Source organism: Rhizobiales bacterium NRL2, from assembly GCA_001664005.1.
Classification (GTDB): Bacteria; Pseudomonadota; Alphaproteobacteria; order Minwuiales; family Minwuiaceae; genus Minwuia.
On sequence record CP016093.1, the window covers coordinates 1,489,358 to 1,508,735 of the forward strand.

The window sequence follows — 19,378 nt, forward strand, 5'->3', positions numbered from 1 at the left end:
ATGTGGGGCGACGTGCCGTCGGCGGGGTCTGTCCCGCAACATGGCCACGGCGGCGCCGACAGGAAGACCACTTTGCCCGGATTCGGTTCAGGAACCGTGAACGGCCGGCCGCCCCGGAGGGAAGCCGGCCGCTGGCCGGTCAGTCCTTGATTTCCGGCGAGTGGATCACCGTCATCTTCTGGATCTGCATCTCGTGCATGGAATGCGGTACGCCGCCGACCCCGTGGCCGGACTGCTTCAGGCCGGCGAAAGGCATCCAGTCGACACGGAAGGCGGTGTGATCGTTGACCATGACGGCCGAGGCGTCGAGACGGCTCGAGACTCGCATCAGCTTGTCGATGTCCTGGCCGAAGACGGCCGCCTGGAACGAGAACGGCAGGGAATTCGCCCGGTCGATGGCCTCTTCCATGTCGTCATAGCCGTAGACGCAGACCACGGGCCCGAAGATCTCCTGGACCGACACCTTCGCATCCGCGGGCGGATTCAGCAGCACCGTCGGCTTGTAGGCGGTGTCGGTGAGCTTCTCGCCGCCGCAGAGAACTTCCGCCCCGGCGGCCTTCGCCTCCTCGACCCACTGGTGGACGCGGTCGACCTCGCCGGGCGTGATCAGCGGTCCGATCTCGGTATCCGCCAGGGTGGGATCGCCGACCTTCATCTTCTTTGCGGCGTCGGCCAGCCGGGTCGCGAACTCCCTGGCCATCGCTTTCGGCGTGAACACGCGCTGCACCGACACGCAGACCTGGCCGGCGTGATAGAAGCCGCCCTTGGCCAGGGACGGGACGGCGCGGTCCAGATCGGCGCCTTCGGTCACGATCACCGGCGCCGCGCCGCCATGCTCGAGCGCGCAGCGCGTGCCCGGCGCGAGCTGACTGCGCAGCGTCCAGCCCACCTTGGCCGAGCCGATGAAGCTGAAGAAGCCGACGCGCTCGTCGGTCACCATGGCGGTCGCGTCCTTACGGTCCGCGGTAACCACGGCCTGGCACCACTCCGGCGGCAGGCCGGCCTCACGCAGGATCTGCACGAAGCTCAGGCAGGACAGAGCGGTCTTGTCGGCCGGCTTGACGATCACCGGGCAACCGGTGGCTACCGCCGGCGCGACCTGATGCGCGATCAGGTTGAGCGGGTGGTTGAAGGCGCTGACGGCCACCACGACGCCGACCGGCTCCGGCCGGGTGAAGGCGACGCGGTTCTTGGAGCTTTCGGTGATGCACATCGGGATCACCTCGCCGGCGCGGCTGCGCAGCTCGTCGATGCAGATGTGCACGCTGTCGATGGCGCGGTCGACCTCGATCAGCGAGTCGGCCAGCGGCTTTCCGCCTTCGCGCGCGGCGTCCGTGGCCATCTTTTCGCGGCGTTCGCGCATGATGCCCATGGCGCGGGTGAGGATCTGCACCCGTTCCCGCATGGGCAGCCAGGCGTCTCGGTTGCGGTACAGCGCATAGGCGTTGGCCAGCGCCTTCTCCACCGTGGCGCTGTCGGCGCGGGCGACGGTGGCGATGGGCGACAGATCCCAGGGCGCCGAGACGGTCACCGAGGTGGCGCTGCTCTCGATACCCGGTACCAGCAAGGGAATGTGCGGCAGTTCGGCGGACATGGTCTGGAGACCCCCTCTTCCAGTTTGGACGGGCCTCCTGCGGCCCCGTTCGCGCTCGGGCAATTCTCTACGAGCGCCGGCCGGAATCATAGACCCGATATCCGGGCGCGAAGGGGGATGTCGGCGTGGTCACGGCCTGCGGGCCATGGCGCGGCCAAGCCTGCGTCATGGCGCTTGCGAACGCTGCGGCCGTCGATGGCAGAAGGGAATGGCGGGCCGGCCCGAAGACCGGCGGCGCATCATCAGTCGGCGGCGTCCTCGGTCGCGGCCTCGCGACCGCCGTCATCGTTGGACTTGCCGCCCTGCTCGTCCTCGTCGCGGGCGCGGCGCGGACGCCGTGCGCGGGTGCGGCGCACCGCGCGCTCCAGGCCGGCGGTCTCGGATTCGCCGCCGCTCTCGTCGGCGCTTTCGTCGCGATCGCCACTGTCGCCGCGGGGTTCGGTCTGTGCCTGCTGGTCGTCCTGGTCGCGATCGTCGCCGCCGGAGCGTTCATTGCGGCCGCCCCTGCGGGAGCGGGATTCGCCCTGGCCCTGCTCGTCCTGATCGCGATCGTCGCCGCCGGACCGGTCATTGCGGCCGCCCCTGCGGGAGCGGGATTCGCTCTGGCCCTGCTCGTCCTGATCGCGATCGTCGCGGTCCGAGCCGCCGGAACGGTCGTTCTGATCGCTGCCGGAGCGCTCGTTCTGATCGTTCTGGTCCTGGCCGTCGCCCGACTGCTGGTTCTGCGGCCGGTTGTTCTGCTGCATCGACATCATGATGCGGTAGTAGTGTTCGGCGTGCTGCCAGAACCCTTCGGCCGCGACGAGGTCGCCGGTTGCGGCGGCGTCGCGCGCGAGCTGGCTGTACTTGTCGTAGACCTGATTGGCGTTGCCGCGAATCTTCCCGTCCGGCCCGTTGCTCTCGAAGCTGCGATTCGGATTCGGGGGACGCCTGTTCGTGCGCCCGCGCGCCCGCTTGTTGTTCGGTGCTCTCATTTTCCTGCCAAAGGTCTGCTTCGTGTAAGACCCATCCTCAACATACGGATGGGCCGGATTCGCTCGTCGCTTTGCGATTGATACGAAATTTGGGACTGCCGCAGCCGCGGCTTTCGCCGCCAGGCGCTGTCCTGATCCCGAAACTAGACGTCCAACCTGCCGTTTCCAAGTGTTTTTTTCGTTAACCTGCCGTGACAAAGGCCATGGCGCGCATATGACCGCCCAGATCGGCGGCCGTATTCGCCAGATCGAAGCCGTGTGCGGCGGCGATCATGGCGACCTCGTCCTGCTGACCGCAGCCGATCTCCACCACCACGCGGCCTCGCGGGGAAAGTACCCGTCCCGCCTCGGCGAAGATCGCGCGATAGGCCGCCAGCCCGTCTCCGCCGCCGGCCAGCGCCCGGCGCGGGTCATGGTCGCGGACTTCCAGCATCAGCGTTGCGATCTCGTCTTCCGGTATATAGGGCGGATTCGAGATCACGAGGTCGAAGCGGTCTTCGATCCCCGTCAGCCAGTCGCCCTGCCGGAAGGTGGCCCGGTTCCCGAGTCCGAGACGGCGGGCGTTTTCCGCGGCGGTGGCGACGGCTTCGTTCGAGATGTCGGCGCCCAGGCCGGTGGCTCCGGGTCTTTCGGCCAGCAGCGTCAGCAGCAGGCATCCGCTGCCCGTTCCGACATCGAGGATATGGTCCGTGCTGCCCAGGCATTCAAGCGCCAGGTCGACCGTGGTCTCGCTGTCGGGACGGGGCTCCAGAGTGGCGGGCGACAGGTGGAAGACGCGGCCGTAGAACTCCCGCCGGCCCAGTATCCGGGCCACGGGCTCGCGCGCCGCGCGCCGGTCAAGTAGGGCGGCGTAACGTCGCTCGGCGTCCCGCTCCACCGACCCGGTTTCGCCGGGCAGCAGACTGGCCGGTTCGCGTCCAAGGACGGCGGCCAGAAGGATCCGCGCGTCCAGCCGCGCCGTTCCGACGCCGGCCTGCCGCAGCTGCACCGTGCCCCGGCTCAGCAGATCCTCGACGGTCGGCGCCTCAGCGATCATCGTTCAGCGCCGCCAGGCGGCGGGCCTGGTCCTCGGCGATCAGCGAATCCACCACTTCGCCCAGCGCCTCGCCGGAGAGGATTTCCGGCAGCCGGTGCATGGTCAGGTTGATGCGGTGGTCGGTGACGCGCCCCTGCGGAAAGTTGTAGGTGCGGATGCGCTCGGACCGGTCGCCCGAACCCACCTGGCCGCGCCGGTCCGCGGCGCGTTCGTCGGCCAGCCGCTGCCGCTCGGCCTCGAACAGGCGGGCGCGCAGGACGCGCATCGCCTTTTCCTTGTTCTTGTGTTGGGATTTCTCGTCCTGCTGGATGACGACGACGCCGGTCGGCAGATGGGTGATGCGCACCGCCGAATCGGTCGTGTTGACCGACTGTCCCCCGGGGCCGGAGGCGCGGTAGATGTCGATGCGGAGATCCTTGTCCTCGATCTTCACGTCCACTTCCTGGGCTTCGGGCAGCACCGCGACGGTGGCCGCCGAGGTGTGGATGCGCCCCCCCGATTCCGTCTGCGGCACGCGCTGGACGCGATGGGTGCCCGATTCGAACTTCATCCGCGCATAGACGTCGGGGCCGCCGATTTCGGCGACGCCTTCCTTCAGACCGCCCAGATCCGTCTCGGTCATGTCCATGGTCTGGAAGCGCCAGCCGTTGATTTCCGCGAAACGCTGATACATCCGGAACAGCTCCGCGGCGAACAACGCCGCTTCCTCGCCGCCCGTACCGGCGCGCACTTCCAGGATGGCGTTGCGGGCGTCAGCCTCGTCCTTCGGCAGCAGCATGAGCTGGACCTTGCGCTCCAGCGCCGGCATGGCTTCGTCCAGTTCGTCCAGTTCCGCCTCGGCCAGTTCGCGCATTTCCTTGTCCGAGCTGCGGTCGGCGGCGAGTTCGCGCAGTTCCGCGCGCTCCTTCTCGCGCGCCTCCAGCTCGTCGATCGTCTCCACGACCGGCGCCAGCTCGGCATATTCCCGGGAAAGACTGGCGAAGTCGCCCCGCCCCGCCGCGCCCGGATCGGCCAGCAACGAGGCCAGTTCGTCCTGGCGCGCCTTGATCTGGCGGAGTCGGTCGCGTGGAATCACACTCGTGAATCCCCATAGATCTGCAATGCGCCGGCAAGCTCGCCCAGTGGCGTTTCGTTCTGCTCGCCGCTGGCCAGGTCGCGGAGCGTGACCGCGTCGCGCGCCAGTTCCTCTTCGCCGAAGATCACGGCGCAGGCCGCGCCGATACGGTCCGCGCGCTTCATGCGCTTGCCCAGGTTGCCGCGGAAGGCGAGGTCGACGATGAAACCTTCGCGGCGGAGCGTCTGAGCGATCTTCAGCGCCGCCTTCGCTGCGTCGTCGCCCACCGGCACCAGCGCGACCGGCTTGCGCGGCTGACCGGTCGCGCCCGACAGCATGGCGAGCCGTTCGATTCCGCCCGCCCAGCCGATGCCGGGGGTCGGCGAGCCGCCGATCTGCTCGATCAGGCCGTCATAGCGACCGCCGGCGATCACGGCGCCCTGCGCGCCCAGCGCGTCGGTGACGAACTCGAAGGCGGTGTGGGTGTAGTAGTCCAGGCCCCGCACCAGCCGCGCGTCGAGGTCGTAGGCAATGCCCAGCGTGTCGAGGCCCGCGGTCACCTCTGCGAAGAAGTCCCGGCTCCACTGGTTCAGATAGTCGCCGAACAGCGGTGCGCCCTCGACGATGGCGCGGTCGCCCTCGTCCTTGGAATCGAGGATCCTGAGCGGGTTGCGGCCCAGCCGGTCCCGGCTGTCCTGCGAGAGACGGTCGCGGTGATCTGAGAAGTACTCGACCAGCGCGCCGCGATAATTCTGACGGCTCTCCGGATCGCCAAGCGTGTTGAGCTTCAGCGAGGTCTTTTCCAGCACGCCGAGACGATCGAGTATCTCGGCGCCGAGGGATATGACCTCCACGTCCGCCGCCGGCTCCTGCGCCCCGATGACCTCGATGTCGATCTGGTGGAACTGCCTGAGCCGGCCCTTCTGCGGCCGTTCGTAGCGGAACATGGGGCCGTTGGCGAAGGCCTTCAGCGGCGCCGACTGCTGCAGGCCGTTGGAGATGTAGGCGCGGCAGATCGCAGCGGTGTATTCGGGCCGGAGGGTGATCGATTCCCCGCCCCGGTCGGCGAAGGTGTACATCTCCTTGGAGACGACGTCCGAGGTCTCGCCCATGGAGCGCGCGAAGATCTCCGTGAACTCGAAGATCGGCGTCGCCATCTCGCGATAGCCGTGCGCGGTCGCGACCCGGCGGGCGACGTCGATCACCGCCGCGTGGGCGGCGAAGTCGTCAGGCAAAAGGTCATGCGTCCCGCGTACGGGCTGGGGCTTGGCCAAGAATGTTCTCCCGGATGGGGCTCAGGCCGCGTCGGCCTTCTCCGCCTCTTTGGCGGCCTCGATGGCCGCCGCCTTCTCCTCGACCATCGATACGATGTGATCGACCAGCTTGTCATCGTCGATGTTGTGGTCGGCGATGCCGCCCACATAGACCTTGTGGCTGCGGCCCCTGGAGCCGCCGGTCAGGCCGATATCGGTCTCGCGCGCCTCGCCCGGGCCGTTGACCACGCAGCCGATGATCGACAGCGACATGGGCGTGGTGATGTGGGCCAGGCGCTGTTCCAGCACTTCGACCGTCTTGATGACGGGGAAGGCCTGCCGCGCGCAGGAGGGGCAGGAGATGATCTGCACGCCGCGATGGCGCAGCCCCAGCGATTTCAGGATATCGAAGCCGACGCGCACTTCCTCGACCGGGTCCGCGGACAGCGAGACGCGGATGGTGTCGCCGATGCCCGACCAGAGCAGCATGCCCATGCCGATGGACGATTTCACCGTGCCCCCGATCATGCCGCCGGCCTCGGTGATGCCCAGATGCAGGGGATAGTCGCAGGCCTCGGCCAGTCCCTGATAGGCGGCGACCGCCAGGAAGACGTCGGAGGCCTTCACCGAGATCTTGAACTCGAAGAAGTCGTTGTCCTCCAGGATGCGGGCGTGGTCCAGCGCGCTTTCCACCATGGCCTCCGGGCAGGGCTCGCCGTACTTCTCCAGCAGATCCTTTTCCAGGCTGCCGGCATTGACGCCGATGCGCATGGAGCAGCCGTGATCCTTCGCCGCCCTCACCACGTCGCGCACCCGTTCGGCCGAACCGATATTGCCGGGATTGATGCGCAGGCAGGCGGCGCCGGCTTCCGCGGCCTCGATGGCGCGCTTGTGGTGGAAATGGATGTCGGCGACGATCGGCACTTCCGTGGCCCGGACGATGTGTTTCAGCGCCTTCGTGGAGTCCTCGTCGGGGCAGGACACCCGGACGATGTCGGCGCCGGCTGCCTCGGCCGCCCTCACCTGCGCGATCGTGGCCTCCACGTCGGAGGTCAGCGTGTTGGTCATGGTCTGGACGGCGATCGGGGCGCCGCCGCCGATGGGCACGGATCCGACGTGGATCTGGCGGCATTCGCGGCGGTAGATGTCTCTGTAGGGACGGACGCTCATGGGTGCCTTCCTTGGGGATACGCGGTGTTCCAGCCTCGCGGCTAACATGATCGCATGAGCCGGCCCGATCAAGGCGCGCCGGGGACGCAGCCCGGGCCGCGTCTAGCGGGCCAGCGACCGCAGGATTTCCGGGCTCAGTGCCAGGGCCCGGGCCGGGGCGGCGAGGATGCCCGCGCTGCCGATCGACTTTCCGTCGAGGAAGATTTCCAGATTGTCGATGTTCTCGCTTTCCAGGATCACCCCCCTGGTGTCGGGCACGCGGTAGCTGTCGCCGGGCTGCATCATCCGGTGGGGCAGCAGGGTGCGTCCGCCGCTCTGCTTGACGATGATCTGCGCCGGGGCCACCGCGCGGACGACGATGCGGGCGTCGCGGTTGGTGATGCCGAAGACGCGGGGCACATAGCCGTCGCGGCGCGCCGAGGGCGGCAGCGGCGGCGGCGTCAGCCGCGCCAGCCGATCATCGTCGGACACCGTTGCGGGCGCCTCCGCGGGTGCCGCGGGCTCCGCCGTGACCGATGCCGTCTCCGTAGTCTCGTGAGCCGGCGCGGGCGCGACCTCGACGGGCTCCGGCTCGGCGGCGGCCAGATCGGGCGGAGTAGCCGTATCCACCGTCTCGCCGGGCGCGGCCGCTTCAGCCGACGCCGCCACGGGCGGCTGGTCCGGCGCATCGACGGTTGTTTCGGCGCTCGCCGAGCCTTCGGGCGCCGGCGTCTCGGCCGGGGCCTCGGGCGAGGTCGCTTCCGCCACAGCCGCCGGCGGGTCGTTCGCGCCCTCGGCAACGGATTCGCCATTCGCCGCCGGCGCGGCCTGGTCGACGGTGTCCCCGGCGGCAGGCGTCTCGGTCACCATGTCGGTTTCGGCCCGGTCCTCGGCCGGCCTCTCGGAGGCGTTGGCGCCGACGATGGAATCGCTGCTGCGGCTTGCCGGCGCGCTCTGTTCGACGAACCGCTCGGGCACGGCGGGGACGGTCTCGGCCAGACGGTCGCCCTCGTTGCTGTAGACGTACCAGCCGCCATACACCAGCGCGCCCAGCAGCAGGGACACCGCCAGGGTCATCATGCCGGGGCGGCGGTTCTCGATCGGCGGCGTGGGAAAGGACAGTCTGCGGCTGTGACCGTCCGGGCCGACCTCGTCCTTGAAGATCCGCACGCAGACATCGCCGTCGGCGCCCAGGAACTCGGCGTAGGAACGCACGAAACCCAGCGCATAGATCCGGCCCGGCAGGTCGCCGAAGCGGCCCTCCTCGATGGAATGCAGGTGCTGAACGCGGATCCTGAGCCGCTGGGAGACGTCTTCCAAGCTCAGGCCGCAGCGCAGGCGCTCCGCCTTCAGCTCCGCGCCGATGCCGGTGTAGCGGCCTTCGGCGAATGTATCGTCGATGTTGTACGACGCCTCGTCGGACGAGTTGCGGTCGTTTTCGAATCTGTTCGACATGCCACGACTTCTGTCAGGCTGGGAGTCATGAGCGGCCGCTTCATCGACCGCCGGCGGGCTCCCGCGGGTGCGCGAATCACGTGAAGCCCGTTTCGACTCAATTGCACTGGGGCTTCTCTTAACGCATTCGCGCGCGTCATCAAAGGCGGTATTTCACCCAAGCCTTTGGGAAGCCGTGGTATTCGGCGGCAATCGTCAGGGCCCTTGGAATACGCCTCGGCCGCCCGTCAAGGCGATTCCACAAGCGAGAACACCATGTCGGCCCCCTGTTCCCGGATCGGGATCAGCGCCTGGTACTCGGCGCTGGCGTACCAGCGGCGCGCGGTCTCGGCGTCGGGGAACTCGATCATCGCGACGACGTCCAGATCGGCGTTGCCCGACAAAACCTCGGTCACGTTGCCCCGGACGATGAAGCGGCCGCCATGCGCGGCCACGGTGGCGGGCGCCTGACCGGCGTATTCCTTCAGCTTCTCGCGGTCCTTGACCTTGATCTGCACGCTGACATGGGCGGGCATCGTTCTCTCCTTCGCTCAGTGGCTTTCGCGCGGCACCGGGGCGCCGGAGCCGCCGGCCAGGAAGTCGAGGTCGCAGCCTTCGTGCGCCTGCGTGACATGGTCGTGGTAGAGCTTGACCCAGCCGCGTTCCAGCGGCGGGGGCGGGGCGGTCCAGGCGGCCCTGCGCTTCTCCAGTTCCGCGTCGGAGACGTCCAGGTGCAGGCGGCGGTTCTCCACATCCAGTTCGATCATGTCGCCGGTCTTCACCAGCGCAAGCGGCCCGCCGGCCGCCGATTCCGGGCTGACATGCAGGACCACCGCGCCATAGGCCGTGCCCGACATGCGGGCGTCGGAAATGCGAACCATGTCGGTGACGCCCTTGCGCAGGATCTTGGCGGGCAGGGGGAAGTTGCCGACCTCCGGCATGCCGGGATAGCCCTTCGGCCCCGCGCCCTTCAGCACCATGACGCAGCTTTCGTCGATCTCGAGATCGTCGTTCTCGACCTCCCGGCGCAGTTCCTCGATGGACTCGAAGACCACGGCGCGGCCCCGGTGCTTCAGCAGTTCCGGCGTCGCCGCCGACGGCTTGATGACTGCGCCGTCGGGACAGAGATTGCCGCGCAGCACGGCGAGGCCGACATCCTTGTTCAGCGGCTTGTCGAAGGGCCGGATGACCTCCTCGTTGTAGTTCCGCGCGCCCTTCGAGTTCTCGATAATCGAACTCCCGTTGACCGTCACCGTGTCCGCGTGCAGCAGGCCGGCCTCCGCCAGGCTGTCGATCACCACGGGCAGGCCGCCGGCGTAGTAGTAGTCCTCCATCAGGTACTGGCCGTTGGGGCGCAGGTTGACCAGCAGCGGCACGCCGCGCGCCAGCCTGTCGAAATCATCGATGGAGAGATCGACGCCAAGGCGGCCCGCCATGGCGATCAGGTGGATGATGGCGTTGGTGGAGCCGCCGATGGCGGCGTTTACGCGGATCGCGTTCTCGAACGCCTTGCGGGTCATCACCTTCGACATGCGCAGGTCCTCGTGGACCATCTCGACGATGCGCCGCCCGGCGAGGTGGGAGACCCGGTAGCGGTTGGCGTCGACGGCCGGAATTGCCGAGGCGCCGGGCAGGGTCATGCCGAGAGACTCCGTCAGCGAGGCCATGGTGGAGGCGGTGCCCATGGTCATGCAGTGCCCGTTGGAGCGGGACATGCAGTTCTCCGCCTCCATGAAGTCGTCCAGCGTCATCTTGCCGGCGCGCATGTCCTCCGAGAAGCGCCAGACGTCTGTCCCGGACCCGATATCCCGGCCCTGGAACTTGCCGTTCAGCATCGGACCCGAAGTGATCACCAGCGTCGGCAGGTCGCACGACGCCGCGCCCATCAGCATGGCCGGCTGGGTCTTGTCGCAGCCCGACAGCAGCACGATGCCGTCCAGCGGATAGGCGCGGATCGATTCCTCGACATCCATCGACATCAGGTTGCGGAACAGCATGGTCGTCGGCCGCATCAGGGTCTCGCCCAGCGACATGACCGGGAACTCCAGCGGAAAGCCGCCGGCCTCGTAGACGCCGCGCTTCACCCTTTCGGCCACGTCGCGCAGATGCGCGTTGCACGGCGTCAGCTCCGACCATGAATTGCAGATGCCGATCACGGGCCGGCCGTCGAACTGGTCGTGCGGCCGGCCCTGGTTCTTCATCCAGGAGCGGTGGTTGAAGCCGTCCTTGGAACCGGCGCCGAACCACTCCGCGCTGCGGTACTTCTTCTTCTCGTCGCCCATGGCGCACCCCTCCCTGTTTGCCGGGAAGACTAGGCCCGGCTGTGACCGCGGGCAATCCGTTCCGGCTGGTCAAGGACCGATGCCGGAACCATATGCAGGTCATGAGACCGACCGCATTCGCCTTGCCGGCCTTCCTCTGCCTCGCTGCGGCCGCCCTGCCGGCGCAGGCCGATAACGCGCTGGACTATCTGCCCGGCGGCTCCGCCGGATCGGTCCATCTCTCGAAGCCTTCCTACGATCGGGCCGATCAGCGCCGCTCGCCCGCTCTCCGCCACAACGAGCAGATGCGCCGTTACTGGGAGAACCGCGCCGAACAGCGCGCACGCGCCGAACGAAGCTATGACGGCGTCCAACTGGCCCCGGCACCGCAGGAACGCCTGCCGGTCGTCATCCGGCCCACGGTGTTCAGCTACAGCGCGGCGCTGGAGAACGTGCTCAGGATCGCGGTCGGCGACCGGGTGATCTTCCGCACAGCCGAGCGCACCGGCCATCTGGAACTGCTGGAGATCGGCGCCAGGGCGGACGGCGCGACCTGCCGCCGTTTCCGTCAGGAGGTCCGCACTCCCGGCGGCCCGGAGGTCAGCTTCGGCAGCGCCTGCCGCATGCGCGGCGGCGCCTGGCGGTTCTCGGAGTAGACAGCGCGGGCGATACATCGCCGACGGACCACAAGGCTCATCTTTCCCTCGATTTCGCGCCGGGCTAGGCTCCGCCACATCGGAGATACACATGAACGGGGAGCGATGCGCGATGGAAGTCGGCCTGATCCTGGGCACCGGTGACGCCCAATACTCGATCGATCTGGAAATGATCAAGGCGGCGGAGGCCATGGGCTTCCACTCGGTCTGGACGTCGGAGGCCTGGGGCGCGGACGCCATTTCCTCGGCGGCCTGGATCCTGGGCAACACGACGAAGATCAAGGTCGGCACCGGCATCTGCCAGATGCAGGCCCGGACGCCCGCGCTGATGGCGACGACGTCGATCACACTGCAGGAGCTTTCCGGCGGCCGCTTCATCCTGGGCCTCGGCCCGTCGGGGCCGCAGGTCATCGAGGGCTGGCACGGCCGGCCCTATGGCAAGCCGCTGGAGCTGACGCAGGAATACGTCTCCATCATCCGCAAGGTCATCGCGCGCGAGCAGCCGCTGACCCATGAGGGCGAGCACTACCAGATTCCCTATCAGGGGCCCGGCGCGACCGGCCTCGGCAAGCCGCTGAAGACCATCCTGCGGCCCCGGCACGGGCTGAAGATCTATTCGGCTTCCGTTTCGCCGGGCGGCATCCGCAACGCGGCGGAAGTCTGCGACGGCGTCATCCCGGTCTACATGGACCCGTCCAACTACGACGCCATCGGCACCTATATCAACCAGGGCTTCGACAAGGCCGGCGGCGGCAAGAGCCTGGAGACCTTCGATGTCTGCCCCTTCGTCACCGTGGTGCAGAACGACGACATCGAACAGGCGCGCAAGCCGGTGAAAGAGAACATGGGCTTCTACATCGGCGGCATGGGCGCCAAGAAGAAGAACTACTACAAGGAATACGCCAGCCGGCTGGGCTATGCCGAGCAGGCGGAGGGGATCCAGGACGCCTTCCTGAGCGGCCGCCGGGCCGAGGCCTTTTCCATGGTGCCCGACGAGCTGGTCGACAAGGTCGCGCTGGTCGGCCCGCAGGGCCATATCCGCGAGCAGCTTTCGGTCTGGAAGGAAGCCGGAAAGAAGCGTCAGGTGTCGGCCATGCTCTGCCGCGTCTCCTCGAAGGAAGCGATGGAGACCCTGGCCAAGGAACTGCTGTAGTCGCAGCGGCCCGCCGGGCAAACGGCGAGCCCGAGTCAAACCCGGGGCAAGCCAGTTATCTACCGAAGCCATTGCCCCCTGGAAACGACCCCCTCCCGACCCGCTGACGCGGGCCACCCTCCACCTTCCCGGAAGGGGGAGGGCAGGGAGGGGGATGCGCTTCACCCGCGATCCGGGGGCGACTGAAAGGTTCGATTGAAGACTGGCACGATCTATCTGTAGCCGGTCGGCTTGATCTCGCCGAGGCCCTCCTTCAGCACGCCCTGGCCGGGCACGTAGTTGACCTCGAAGCGGATGCCGTCCGGATCCTCGAACAGGACGTAGTAGTAGCCCGGCGCCCAGTCGCCATCCATCGGCCCGCGGACCATGCTCGCGCCAAGCTCCTTCGCCAGCGCGGCCGTGCGGTCCACGTCCTCGCGGCTTTTCGCGCGCAGGCAGAAATGGTGCAGGCCGACGCGCTGCTGGACGAACCGGTCCTCGGGGTCGTCCAGCTCGCTGCGGGAGATGGCGATCGCCGTCCGCGCGCCCACATGGTAGAAGAACTTCTCCCCGTCGAAGACCTTCTTCATGCCCATCTCCGGCAGCAGCCGGCCGTAGAAGGCCTTGGCCTCGTCCCACTTGCGGACGGTCAGGACGATATGGGCCATCCCGTTGATGTCGATCATGGTTTTCCTCTCCCCCAGTGCAGTTTGATCGTGAACGGATAGTAGCGCGCGTCAGGCTTTGCGCCAGCGGTCGAGGGCCCAGACCGCGCCGCCGGCGAGCAGGCCCCAGAACGCGCCGGAAATGCCGAAGAAGGCGAGGCCCGAGGCGGTCACGATGAAGGTGATCACCGCGGCCTCCCGGCCCTCGGGCTGCTCCACCGCGCCGACCACCGCGCCGGCGAAGGCGCCGAGCAGGGCGAGGCCCGCCACCGCCTCGATCAGAACCGGCGGCGCCGCGCCGATGAAGGCCGTGGCCCAGCCCGCGACGAAGGCCAGCAGCACGTAGAACACGCCCGACATGATCCCGGCCCAGTAGCGCCTGGCCGGATCGGGGTGCGCGTCGGGGCCGGCGCAGAGCGCCGCCGTGATCGCCGCCAGGTTGACCGCGTGCGCGCCGAAGGGCGCGGCGGCCAGGGTGAACAGTCCCGTGCCGGTGAACAGCGGTCCCGGCGCCGGCCGGTAGCCGTTGGCGTTGAGCACGGCGATGCCGGGGATGTTCTGCGAGGCCATGGTCACCAGGAACAGCGGCAGGGCGAGGCCCAGCGCCTCCAGCGTGAATTGGGGCGCGATCAGCACCGGCGTCGCCATGACCGGGCCGAGATCGCCGGCGCTGATCTCCGTCTGCGAGACGATCAGCACGGCGGTCACCAGCACCGCCGCGGGCACGGCGAACAGCCGGTTGATCCGCGCGACGGCGATCCAGGCCAGCACGATCAGGATGCCGGCCAGCGGCTGCTCGGCGATGGCGCGGACCGGGGCAAGGCAGAGACCGAACAGGACGCCGGCCAGCATGGCGTTGGCGAGCGGTCCGGGAATCCGCTGCACGGCGCGGCCGAAGGGCCGGAACAGCCCCGCGGCGACGATCAGCACGCCGGAGATGACGAAGGCGCCCACGGCCTCCGCGAAGCCGCCGTCGAGGGCCGCCGAGGAGGCCAGCAGCGCGCCGCCCGGCGTCGACCACGCGATGGAGATGGGCTGCTTCAGCCAGGCGCTGAACAGGATGGCCGGCAGGCCCATGGCGAGCGACAGCGCCATCAGCCCCGACGCGGCCTCCGCGGGGCTCGCGCCCACTGCGGTCAGGCCGGCGAGGATGACGGCGAAGGAACTGGCGAAGCCGACGACCGCCGCCAGCAGCCCCGCCCCCACAGCCTGGCCGGAAATGTCACGGAGCACTGTTGATCACCAAGGATTTTTCATTGCAAAAAACGGCATCGTAGATTGAAAGGAAACTTTCTTTAATGTGACGATGAGTTCGATCGCAACTGTCTTAATTGATTCAGATATTAGGAAGCGTCATGGCTGAGGATCCGGAAGCCGTTGAAGCAATCGCAAAGGCAATTTTCGATTCCCAAGTTGCTCAATTGGATGCAGAAATTTCGGAAGTAGAATTCGATTTTGGCGAATTTTCGGAGTTTTTTATTGAACTAGAAAGAGAATCTGACAGAGCTTTTGCCATTATATCTTTTTCATATATTGAAACAATTTGTGTTGAACTGATGTCTCGCCACTTAATTACAGATATACCGGGTGGTAGGTCAGGACTTTTTGGTGTGACGGGGCCATTAGATACGATGCATTCTCGTATACTTGTTTGTAGAGCATTGAACTGGATAAGTGAGATGAGTTTCAATAATCTCACCATATTGAGGAAAATTCGAAATGAATTTGCCCATAGCCACAAGAAAATAGGATTGGATAGCGGTCGAATACTGGATTATATAAAAAATATTGGCAATATCGAAGATCATATGTTGAGTAAATTGACAGATAGTAGAAGTCTAAATAATAGAGAAAAATTGCATGTTAGATCAATTTTGATTTGTGAATTTATGATCGAAGAGTTGTTGGCATCACCAATCGCATCCCGAATGGGACTACCTTCAAATGTTGCCTCTCGTCGCTCCTTCGATCAACTTCCGGAATCGTTCCAACGAGCTAGGCGAAGTGCCGCCACTGCGATCGTACATTTAGTTCGCCAAGAGCCCTGAATTGGATGCTGCTCAATCGCCGCCGCTTTCCTTTGCCGCCTTCTTCAGGTCCGGTTCGTGGTGGGAGCCGAGCGGCGTGTTGGGGCCGGCGGAGTGCTTCAGCGCCTCGGCCGCGCGCGGGTTCTCGTTGATCTTGGCGAGGATCGCCTGGCCGGCGCGCTCGAAGCTGTCGCGGTGGGCGACGACGTATTCCCGGCTCTCGCGGTAGGCGTCGAGCATGCCGTTGAGTTCCGGCACCACATAGCGGGCGACCAGATCCCAGCTCTTGCGCGTGTTCTGGCGGCTGGCCCAGTCGTGGACGAAACCGATGGCGACGCCGAAGCCGCCGGTCAGTTCGATCAGGTCGCGCAGGCGCTGGACCAGGTCGTCGGGCGTGCCGATGACGGCGGTGGCGCCGTCGGCGAAGGCGGTCAGCTCGACGGCCTCGTCGCGGTCCCTGAAGGCCTGGACGCCCGGGCGCATCAGGGTGCCGACATTGTATTCGTTGTGCCAGCGGAACAGGCCGTCCCGGGCTTCCTCGATCGCCTTCTCGCGGGTCTCGGCGATGTGCCACATCAGCACGATGCGCCAGTTCTTCCGGTCGACCGTGTTGCCGTGCTTCTGCGCCGATTCCTCGGCGAAGCTCCACTGGGTCGGGAGGTTCTGCAGGCCGGCCGTCGACATGGAGCCGATGGAGAGCACGCCGGTGCCGTGCTTGCCGGCCAGCGTCATGCCGGACGGGCTGATCATGGAGGCGACGGCGAAGGGCATGTCCTCCTGCAGCGGCAGCAGCTGCAGCTTGGCGTCGCGGATGGTGAACCAGTCGGACTCATGGGTGACGCGCTCCTCGCCGCGCAGCAGCTTGCGGATGACGCCGACGGCCTCGTCCTGGCGGTCGCGCTGGGTCATCGGGTCGATGCCCATCAGCCAGGCGTCGGACGGCAGCGCGCCGGGGCCGGAGCCGAAGATGGCCCGGCCGCTGGTCATGTGGTCGAGCTGCACCATGCGCTGGGCGACGATGAACGGGTGGTGGTAGGGCAGGGAGACGACGCCGGTGCCGAGCCTGATGCGGTGGCTGCGCTGGCCCGCGGCGGCGAGGAACATCTCCGGCGAGGCGATCACCTCCCAGCCGGTCGAATGATGCTCGCCGCACCAGAACTCCTCGTAGCCCAGCTTGTCCAGCAACTCGACCAGTTCCAGGTCGGCCTGGAACTGCAGCATCGGATGCTCGCCGATCGGATGATGGGGCGCCAGGAATGCGCCGAACTTCAGGCCCGCCATGTCGGTTCTTCCCCCTCCGGGTCTCGTTGTCTGCAGAAACTAGATCAGTTCCGCGCGCATGGGAATGTCGAGGCACAACCGCCGATCCGAGTGTGGCGGGCGTGTCCTCGATGGCCTAGGATCGCGGCCATCGACGCATTCCGGGGAGGAAAAGAACATGGGCATGCTGGACGGCAAGGTCGCCATCGTCACCGGCGCGGGCCGCGGAATCGGCCGCGAGATCGCGACGCAGCTCGCCGGCCACGGCGCGAAGGTGGTCGTCAACGACCTGGACGATGCGCCCGCCAACGAGACGGTGGACGCGATCAAGGCCGCCGGCGGCGAGGCGATCGCCTATGCCGGCAGCGTCACCGAGAAGGACTTCGCCGAACGCTTCGTGCAGAGGGCGATCGACACCTGGGGCAACCTGCACATCATCGTCAACAACGCCGGCTACACGTGGGACGCGGTGATCCAGAAGATGTCGGACGAGCAGTTCGACGCCATGATCGACGTCCACCTGAAGGCGCCCTGGCGGATCTGCAAGGCGGCCTCGGAGTTCATCCGCGTGAAGTCCAAGGAGGAAGCGGAGAAGGGCGGCGTCACCGTGCGCAAGGTGGTGAACATCTCGTCCGTCTCCGGCACGCGCGGCAATGCCGGCCAGACCAACTATTCGTCGGGCAAGGCGGGCGTGGTCGGCCTGACCAAGACGCTGGCCAAGGAGTGGGGCCGCTATCAGGTCAACGTCAATGCGGTGGCCTTCGGCTTCATCCAGACCCGTCTGACCGAGGCCACCGACGAGAAGAAGATGATCGACGTCGAGGGCAACAAGGTGCCGATCGGCGTGCCGACCCAGAACATCGCCGCCATCGAGCGAATGATCCCCATGGGCCGCGGCGGCACGCCGACCGAGGCCGCGGGCGCGGTGGTCATGCTCTGCCTGCCGCTGTCGGACTATGTCAGCGGCCAGATGCTCGAAGTCACCGGCGGCAACTGAACGGCGAACCGGACGAGGGAGGAGCGAATGGCGCCGAAACAGCGCATGGCGGTGACGGTCCCGGCGGGACCGAAGCTGGAGGACACGGCGAAGCGACTGCAATGGGCCGAGGCGAACGGCTATGACGACGCCTGGTTTTCGGACGCGGGCGCGCCGGATTCGCTGACGGCCATCGCCGCGCTGGCGCACCGTATTGAGCGGCTGCGCGTCGGCATCGCCGTGACGCCGGTGTTCTCGCGGACGCCGGCGGTGCTGGCGGCGACGGCCAACGTGCTGGGTCAGGCCCTGCCCGGCCGCTTCGTCTTCGGTCTCGGCGCCTCCAGCCAGACCATGATGCAGAACTGGCACGGGCTGGAATACGGCAAGCCGCTGACCCGGGTGAAGGAGACGGCGATCATGGTCCGCTCCATGCTGACCGGCGAGAAGTCCGACTTCGACCTGGAGACGCTGAAGAGCCACGGCTACCGTCAGCCGCCGTCCGATCCCATGGTGCCGCTCTATCTCGCGGCGCTCCGCCCGAAGATGATCGAGATGGCCGCTGAGGTGGGCGACGGCGTGGTCTTCAACCTCTGGCCGCGCAAGGCGCTGCCGAAGATGGTGGAGCATGTCCACACCGGTGCGGCGCGTGCCGGCAAGGACGGCGCCGAAGTGGAGATCGTCAACCGTTACATGGTGCTGGTCACCGACGACAAGGCGGAGGCGCGCAACCGCTTCCGCGCCGCTTTCGCGCCCTACTACGCGACGCCGGTCTACAACAGTTTCCTCGCCTGGGCCGGCTACGAGGACGCCGCCCGCCAGATCCGGGAAGGCTGGGCCGAAAAGGACCGGGCCAAGACCACCGGCGCGCTGGAGGATAGCCTGATCGACGATATCGCTGTCATCGGCAATGAGGACGAATGCCGCGAACGCATCCGCTGGGCGGCGGAGACGGGCATCCACACCCATATCGTCGCGCCGCTGACGCAGGATCCGGCGGAGGTGGCGCGCACCTTCGCGGCCTTCCGTCCGGAGGTGTTCGACCTGGCGGCCTGAAAGAGAGGGGCAGAACCATGAGCGAGAACAGGGTGGCGCTGGTCACCGGGGCCGGCTCCGGCGTCGGGCAGGCGGCGGCGGTGGCGCTCTCGAAGGCGGGCTACGATCTCGTCATTTCGGGCCGGCGCGCGGAGAAGCTGGACGAGACGGCGGCGGCCACCGGCGCGGGGGATGAACGTATTCTGAAGCACCAGTGCGACGTCGGCGACCCCGAGGCCGTGCGGCTCATGTTCGACGCCTGCGTCGACCGTTTTGGGCGGCTGGACGTCCTGTTCAACAATGCCGGCACAGGCGCGCCGCCCGTGCCGCTGGACGAACTGACGCCGGAGCAGTGGCTGACGGTGGTCAACGCCAATTTCAACGGGGTATTCTACTGCACCCAGAACGCCTTCCGGGTGATGAAGTCGCAGACGCCTATGGGCGGGCGGATCATCAACAACGGTTCCATCTCGGCGCATGCGCCCCGGCCCTTTTCGGCCCCCTACACGGCGACCAAGCATGCGGTGACCGGGCTCACGAAGTCGACCTCGCTGGACGGCCGCGAATTCGACATCGCCTGCAGCCAGATCGATATCGGCAATGCGGCGACGCCGATGACCGCGCGCATGCCCGAAGGCGTGCCGCAGCCGGACGGCTCGGTCCGCGCCGAGCCGGTGATGGACGTCCAGCACGTCGCCGACGCCGTGGTCTACATGGCCAACCTGCCGCTGGACGCCAACGTGCTGTTCATGACGGTGATGGCGACCAAGATGCCATTCGTCGGGCGGGGATAGATGTTCCGGCCCGTCACCCCCGTCCTGTGCGGGGTTCCGGTGTGGCTTCGCCGCGAGTCCATGCATGACCGGATGCCCGCA

At 67.0% G+C, this 19,378-nt stretch carries 17 protein-coding genes; 5 read left to right on the forward strand and 12 right to left on the reverse strand.

What is annotated here, in order from left to right:
• Positions 1 to 139: 139 nt before the first annotated feature.
• The 9 genes from TEF_06885 to TEF_06925 all read right to left on the reverse strand — a co-directional run bounded on the left by TEF_06885 (position 140) and on the right by TEF_06925 (position 10,776).
• Positions 140 to 1,594, reverse strand: coding sequence for an aldehyde dehydrogenase (locus TEF_06885; protein ID ANK80552.1), 1,455 nt, complete (start codon positions 1,592 to 1,594; stop codon positions 140 to 142).
• A gap of 242 nt (positions 1,595 to 1,836) precedes the next feature.
• The gene (locus tag TEF_06890; GenBank protein ANK80553.1) at positions 1,837 to 2,568 is read right to left on the reverse strand and encodes a hypothetical protein; all 732 of its coding nucleotides are present in this window, start codon (positions 2,566 to 2,568) and stop codon (positions 1,837 to 1,839) included.
• Between the two features lie 181 nt (positions 2,569 to 2,749).
• Positions 2,750 to 3,604 (reverse strand): protein-(glutamine-N5) methyltransferase, release factor-specific, encoded by an 855-nt coding sequence (locus TEF_06895; GenBank protein ANK80554.1) that lies wholly within the window; start codon positions 3,602 to 3,604, stop codon positions 2,750 to 2,752.
• On the reverse strand, positions 3,594 to 4,679 hold the full coding sequence (locus TEF_06900) for a peptide chain release factor 1 (protein ID ANK80555.1): 1,086 nt from the start codon (positions 4,677 to 4,679) through the stop codon (positions 3,594 to 3,596). The genes TEF_06895 and TEF_06900 overlap by 11 nt, the downstream gene beginning before the upstream one ends.
• Positions 4,676 to 5,932, reverse strand: coding sequence for a histidine--tRNA ligase (locus tag TEF_06905; protein ID ANK80556.1), 1,257 nt, complete (start codon positions 5,930 to 5,932; stop codon positions 4,676 to 4,678). The genes TEF_06900 and TEF_06905 overlap by 4 nt, the downstream gene beginning before the upstream one ends.
• A gap of 21 nt (positions 5,933 to 5,953) precedes the next feature.
• The gene (locus TEF_06910; protein ANK80557.1) at positions 5,954 to 7,081 is read right to left on the reverse strand and encodes a 4-hydroxy-3-methylbut-2-en-1-yl diphosphate synthase; all 1,128 of its coding nucleotides are present in this window, start codon (positions 7,079 to 7,081) and stop codon (positions 5,954 to 5,956) included.
• Between the two features lie 102 nt (positions 7,082 to 7,183).
• A complete protein-coding gene (locus TEF_06915) occupies positions 7,184 to 8,515 on the reverse strand; it encodes a hypothetical protein (GenBank protein ANK80558.1) in 1,332 nt (443 codons plus the stop codon).
• Between the two features lie 227 nt (positions 8,516 to 8,742).
• Positions 8,743 to 9,030 (reverse strand): hypothetical protein, encoded by a 288-nt coding sequence (locus TEF_06920; GenBank protein ANK80559.1) that lies wholly within the window; start codon positions 9,028 to 9,030, stop codon positions 8,743 to 8,745.
• A gap of 15 nt (positions 9,031 to 9,045) precedes the next feature.
• Positions 9,046 to 10,776 (reverse strand): dihydroxy-acid dehydratase, encoded by a 1,731-nt coding sequence (locus TEF_06925; protein ID ANK80560.1) that lies wholly within the window; start codon positions 10,774 to 10,776, stop codon positions 9,046 to 9,048.
• A gap of 41 nt (positions 10,777 to 10,817) precedes the next feature.
• Between TEF_06925 and TEF_06930 the strand changes: the two genes are divergently transcribed.
• Entirely contained in the window at positions 10,818 to 11,411 is a 594-nt protein-coding gene (locus TEF_06930) for a hypothetical protein (GenBank protein ANK80561.1), read from the forward strand.
• Between the two features lie 112 nt (positions 11,412 to 11,523).
• On the forward strand, positions 11,524 to 12,564 hold the full coding sequence (locus TEF_06935; GenBank protein ID ANK80562.1) for an LLM class F420-dependent oxidoreductase: 1,041 nt from the start codon (positions 11,524 to 11,526) through the stop codon (positions 12,562 to 12,564).
• A 212-nt stretch (positions 12,565 to 12,776) separates the two neighbouring features.
• Here the strand turns inward: TEF_06935 and TEF_06940 are convergent, their stop codons facing one another.
• From TEF_06940 to TEF_06950, 3 genes are all read right to left on the reverse strand, one after another.
• Complete coding sequence (locus TEF_06940; protein ANK80563.1) at positions 12,777 to 13,229, reverse strand: hypothetical protein; 453 nt, start codon at positions 13,227 to 13,229, stop codon at positions 12,777 to 12,779.
• 51 nt (positions 13,230 to 13,280) lie between these two features.
• The gene (locus TEF_06945) at positions 13,281 to 14,441 is read right to left on the reverse strand and encodes a benzoate transporter (protein ID ANK80564.1); all 1,161 of its coding nucleotides are present in this window, start codon (positions 14,439 to 14,441) and stop codon (positions 13,281 to 13,283) included.
• An 827-nt stretch (positions 14,442 to 15,268) separates the two neighbouring features.
• Complete coding sequence (locus TEF_06950; GenBank protein ANK80565.1) at positions 15,269 to 16,516, reverse strand: monooxygenase; 1,248 nt, start codon at positions 16,514 to 16,516, stop codon at positions 15,269 to 15,271.
• Between the two features lie 157 nt (positions 16,517 to 16,673).
• Between TEF_06950 and TEF_06955 the strand changes: the two genes are divergently transcribed.
• Genes TEF_06955 through TEF_06965 form a run of 3 tightly spaced genes read left to right on the forward strand, consistent with a single transcriptional unit; the run spans position 16,674 to position 19,297 of the window.
• Entirely contained in the window at positions 16,674 to 17,492 is an 819-nt protein-coding gene (locus TEF_06955; protein ID ANK80566.1) for a 3-oxoacyl-ACP reductase, read from the forward strand.
• Positions 17,493 to 17,519: 27 nt separating this feature from the next.
• Entirely contained in the window at positions 17,520 to 18,524 is a 1,005-nt protein-coding gene (locus TEF_06960) for a hypothetical protein (GenBank protein ID ANK80567.1), read from the forward strand.
• 17 nt (positions 18,525 to 18,541) lie between these two features.
• Positions 18,542 to 19,297, forward strand: a complete 756-nt coding sequence (locus TEF_06965) for a 3-oxoacyl-ACP reductase (protein ANK80568.1) — start codon at positions 18,542 to 18,544, stop codon at positions 19,295 to 19,297.
• Positions 19,298 to 19,378: the final 81 nt, after the last annotated feature.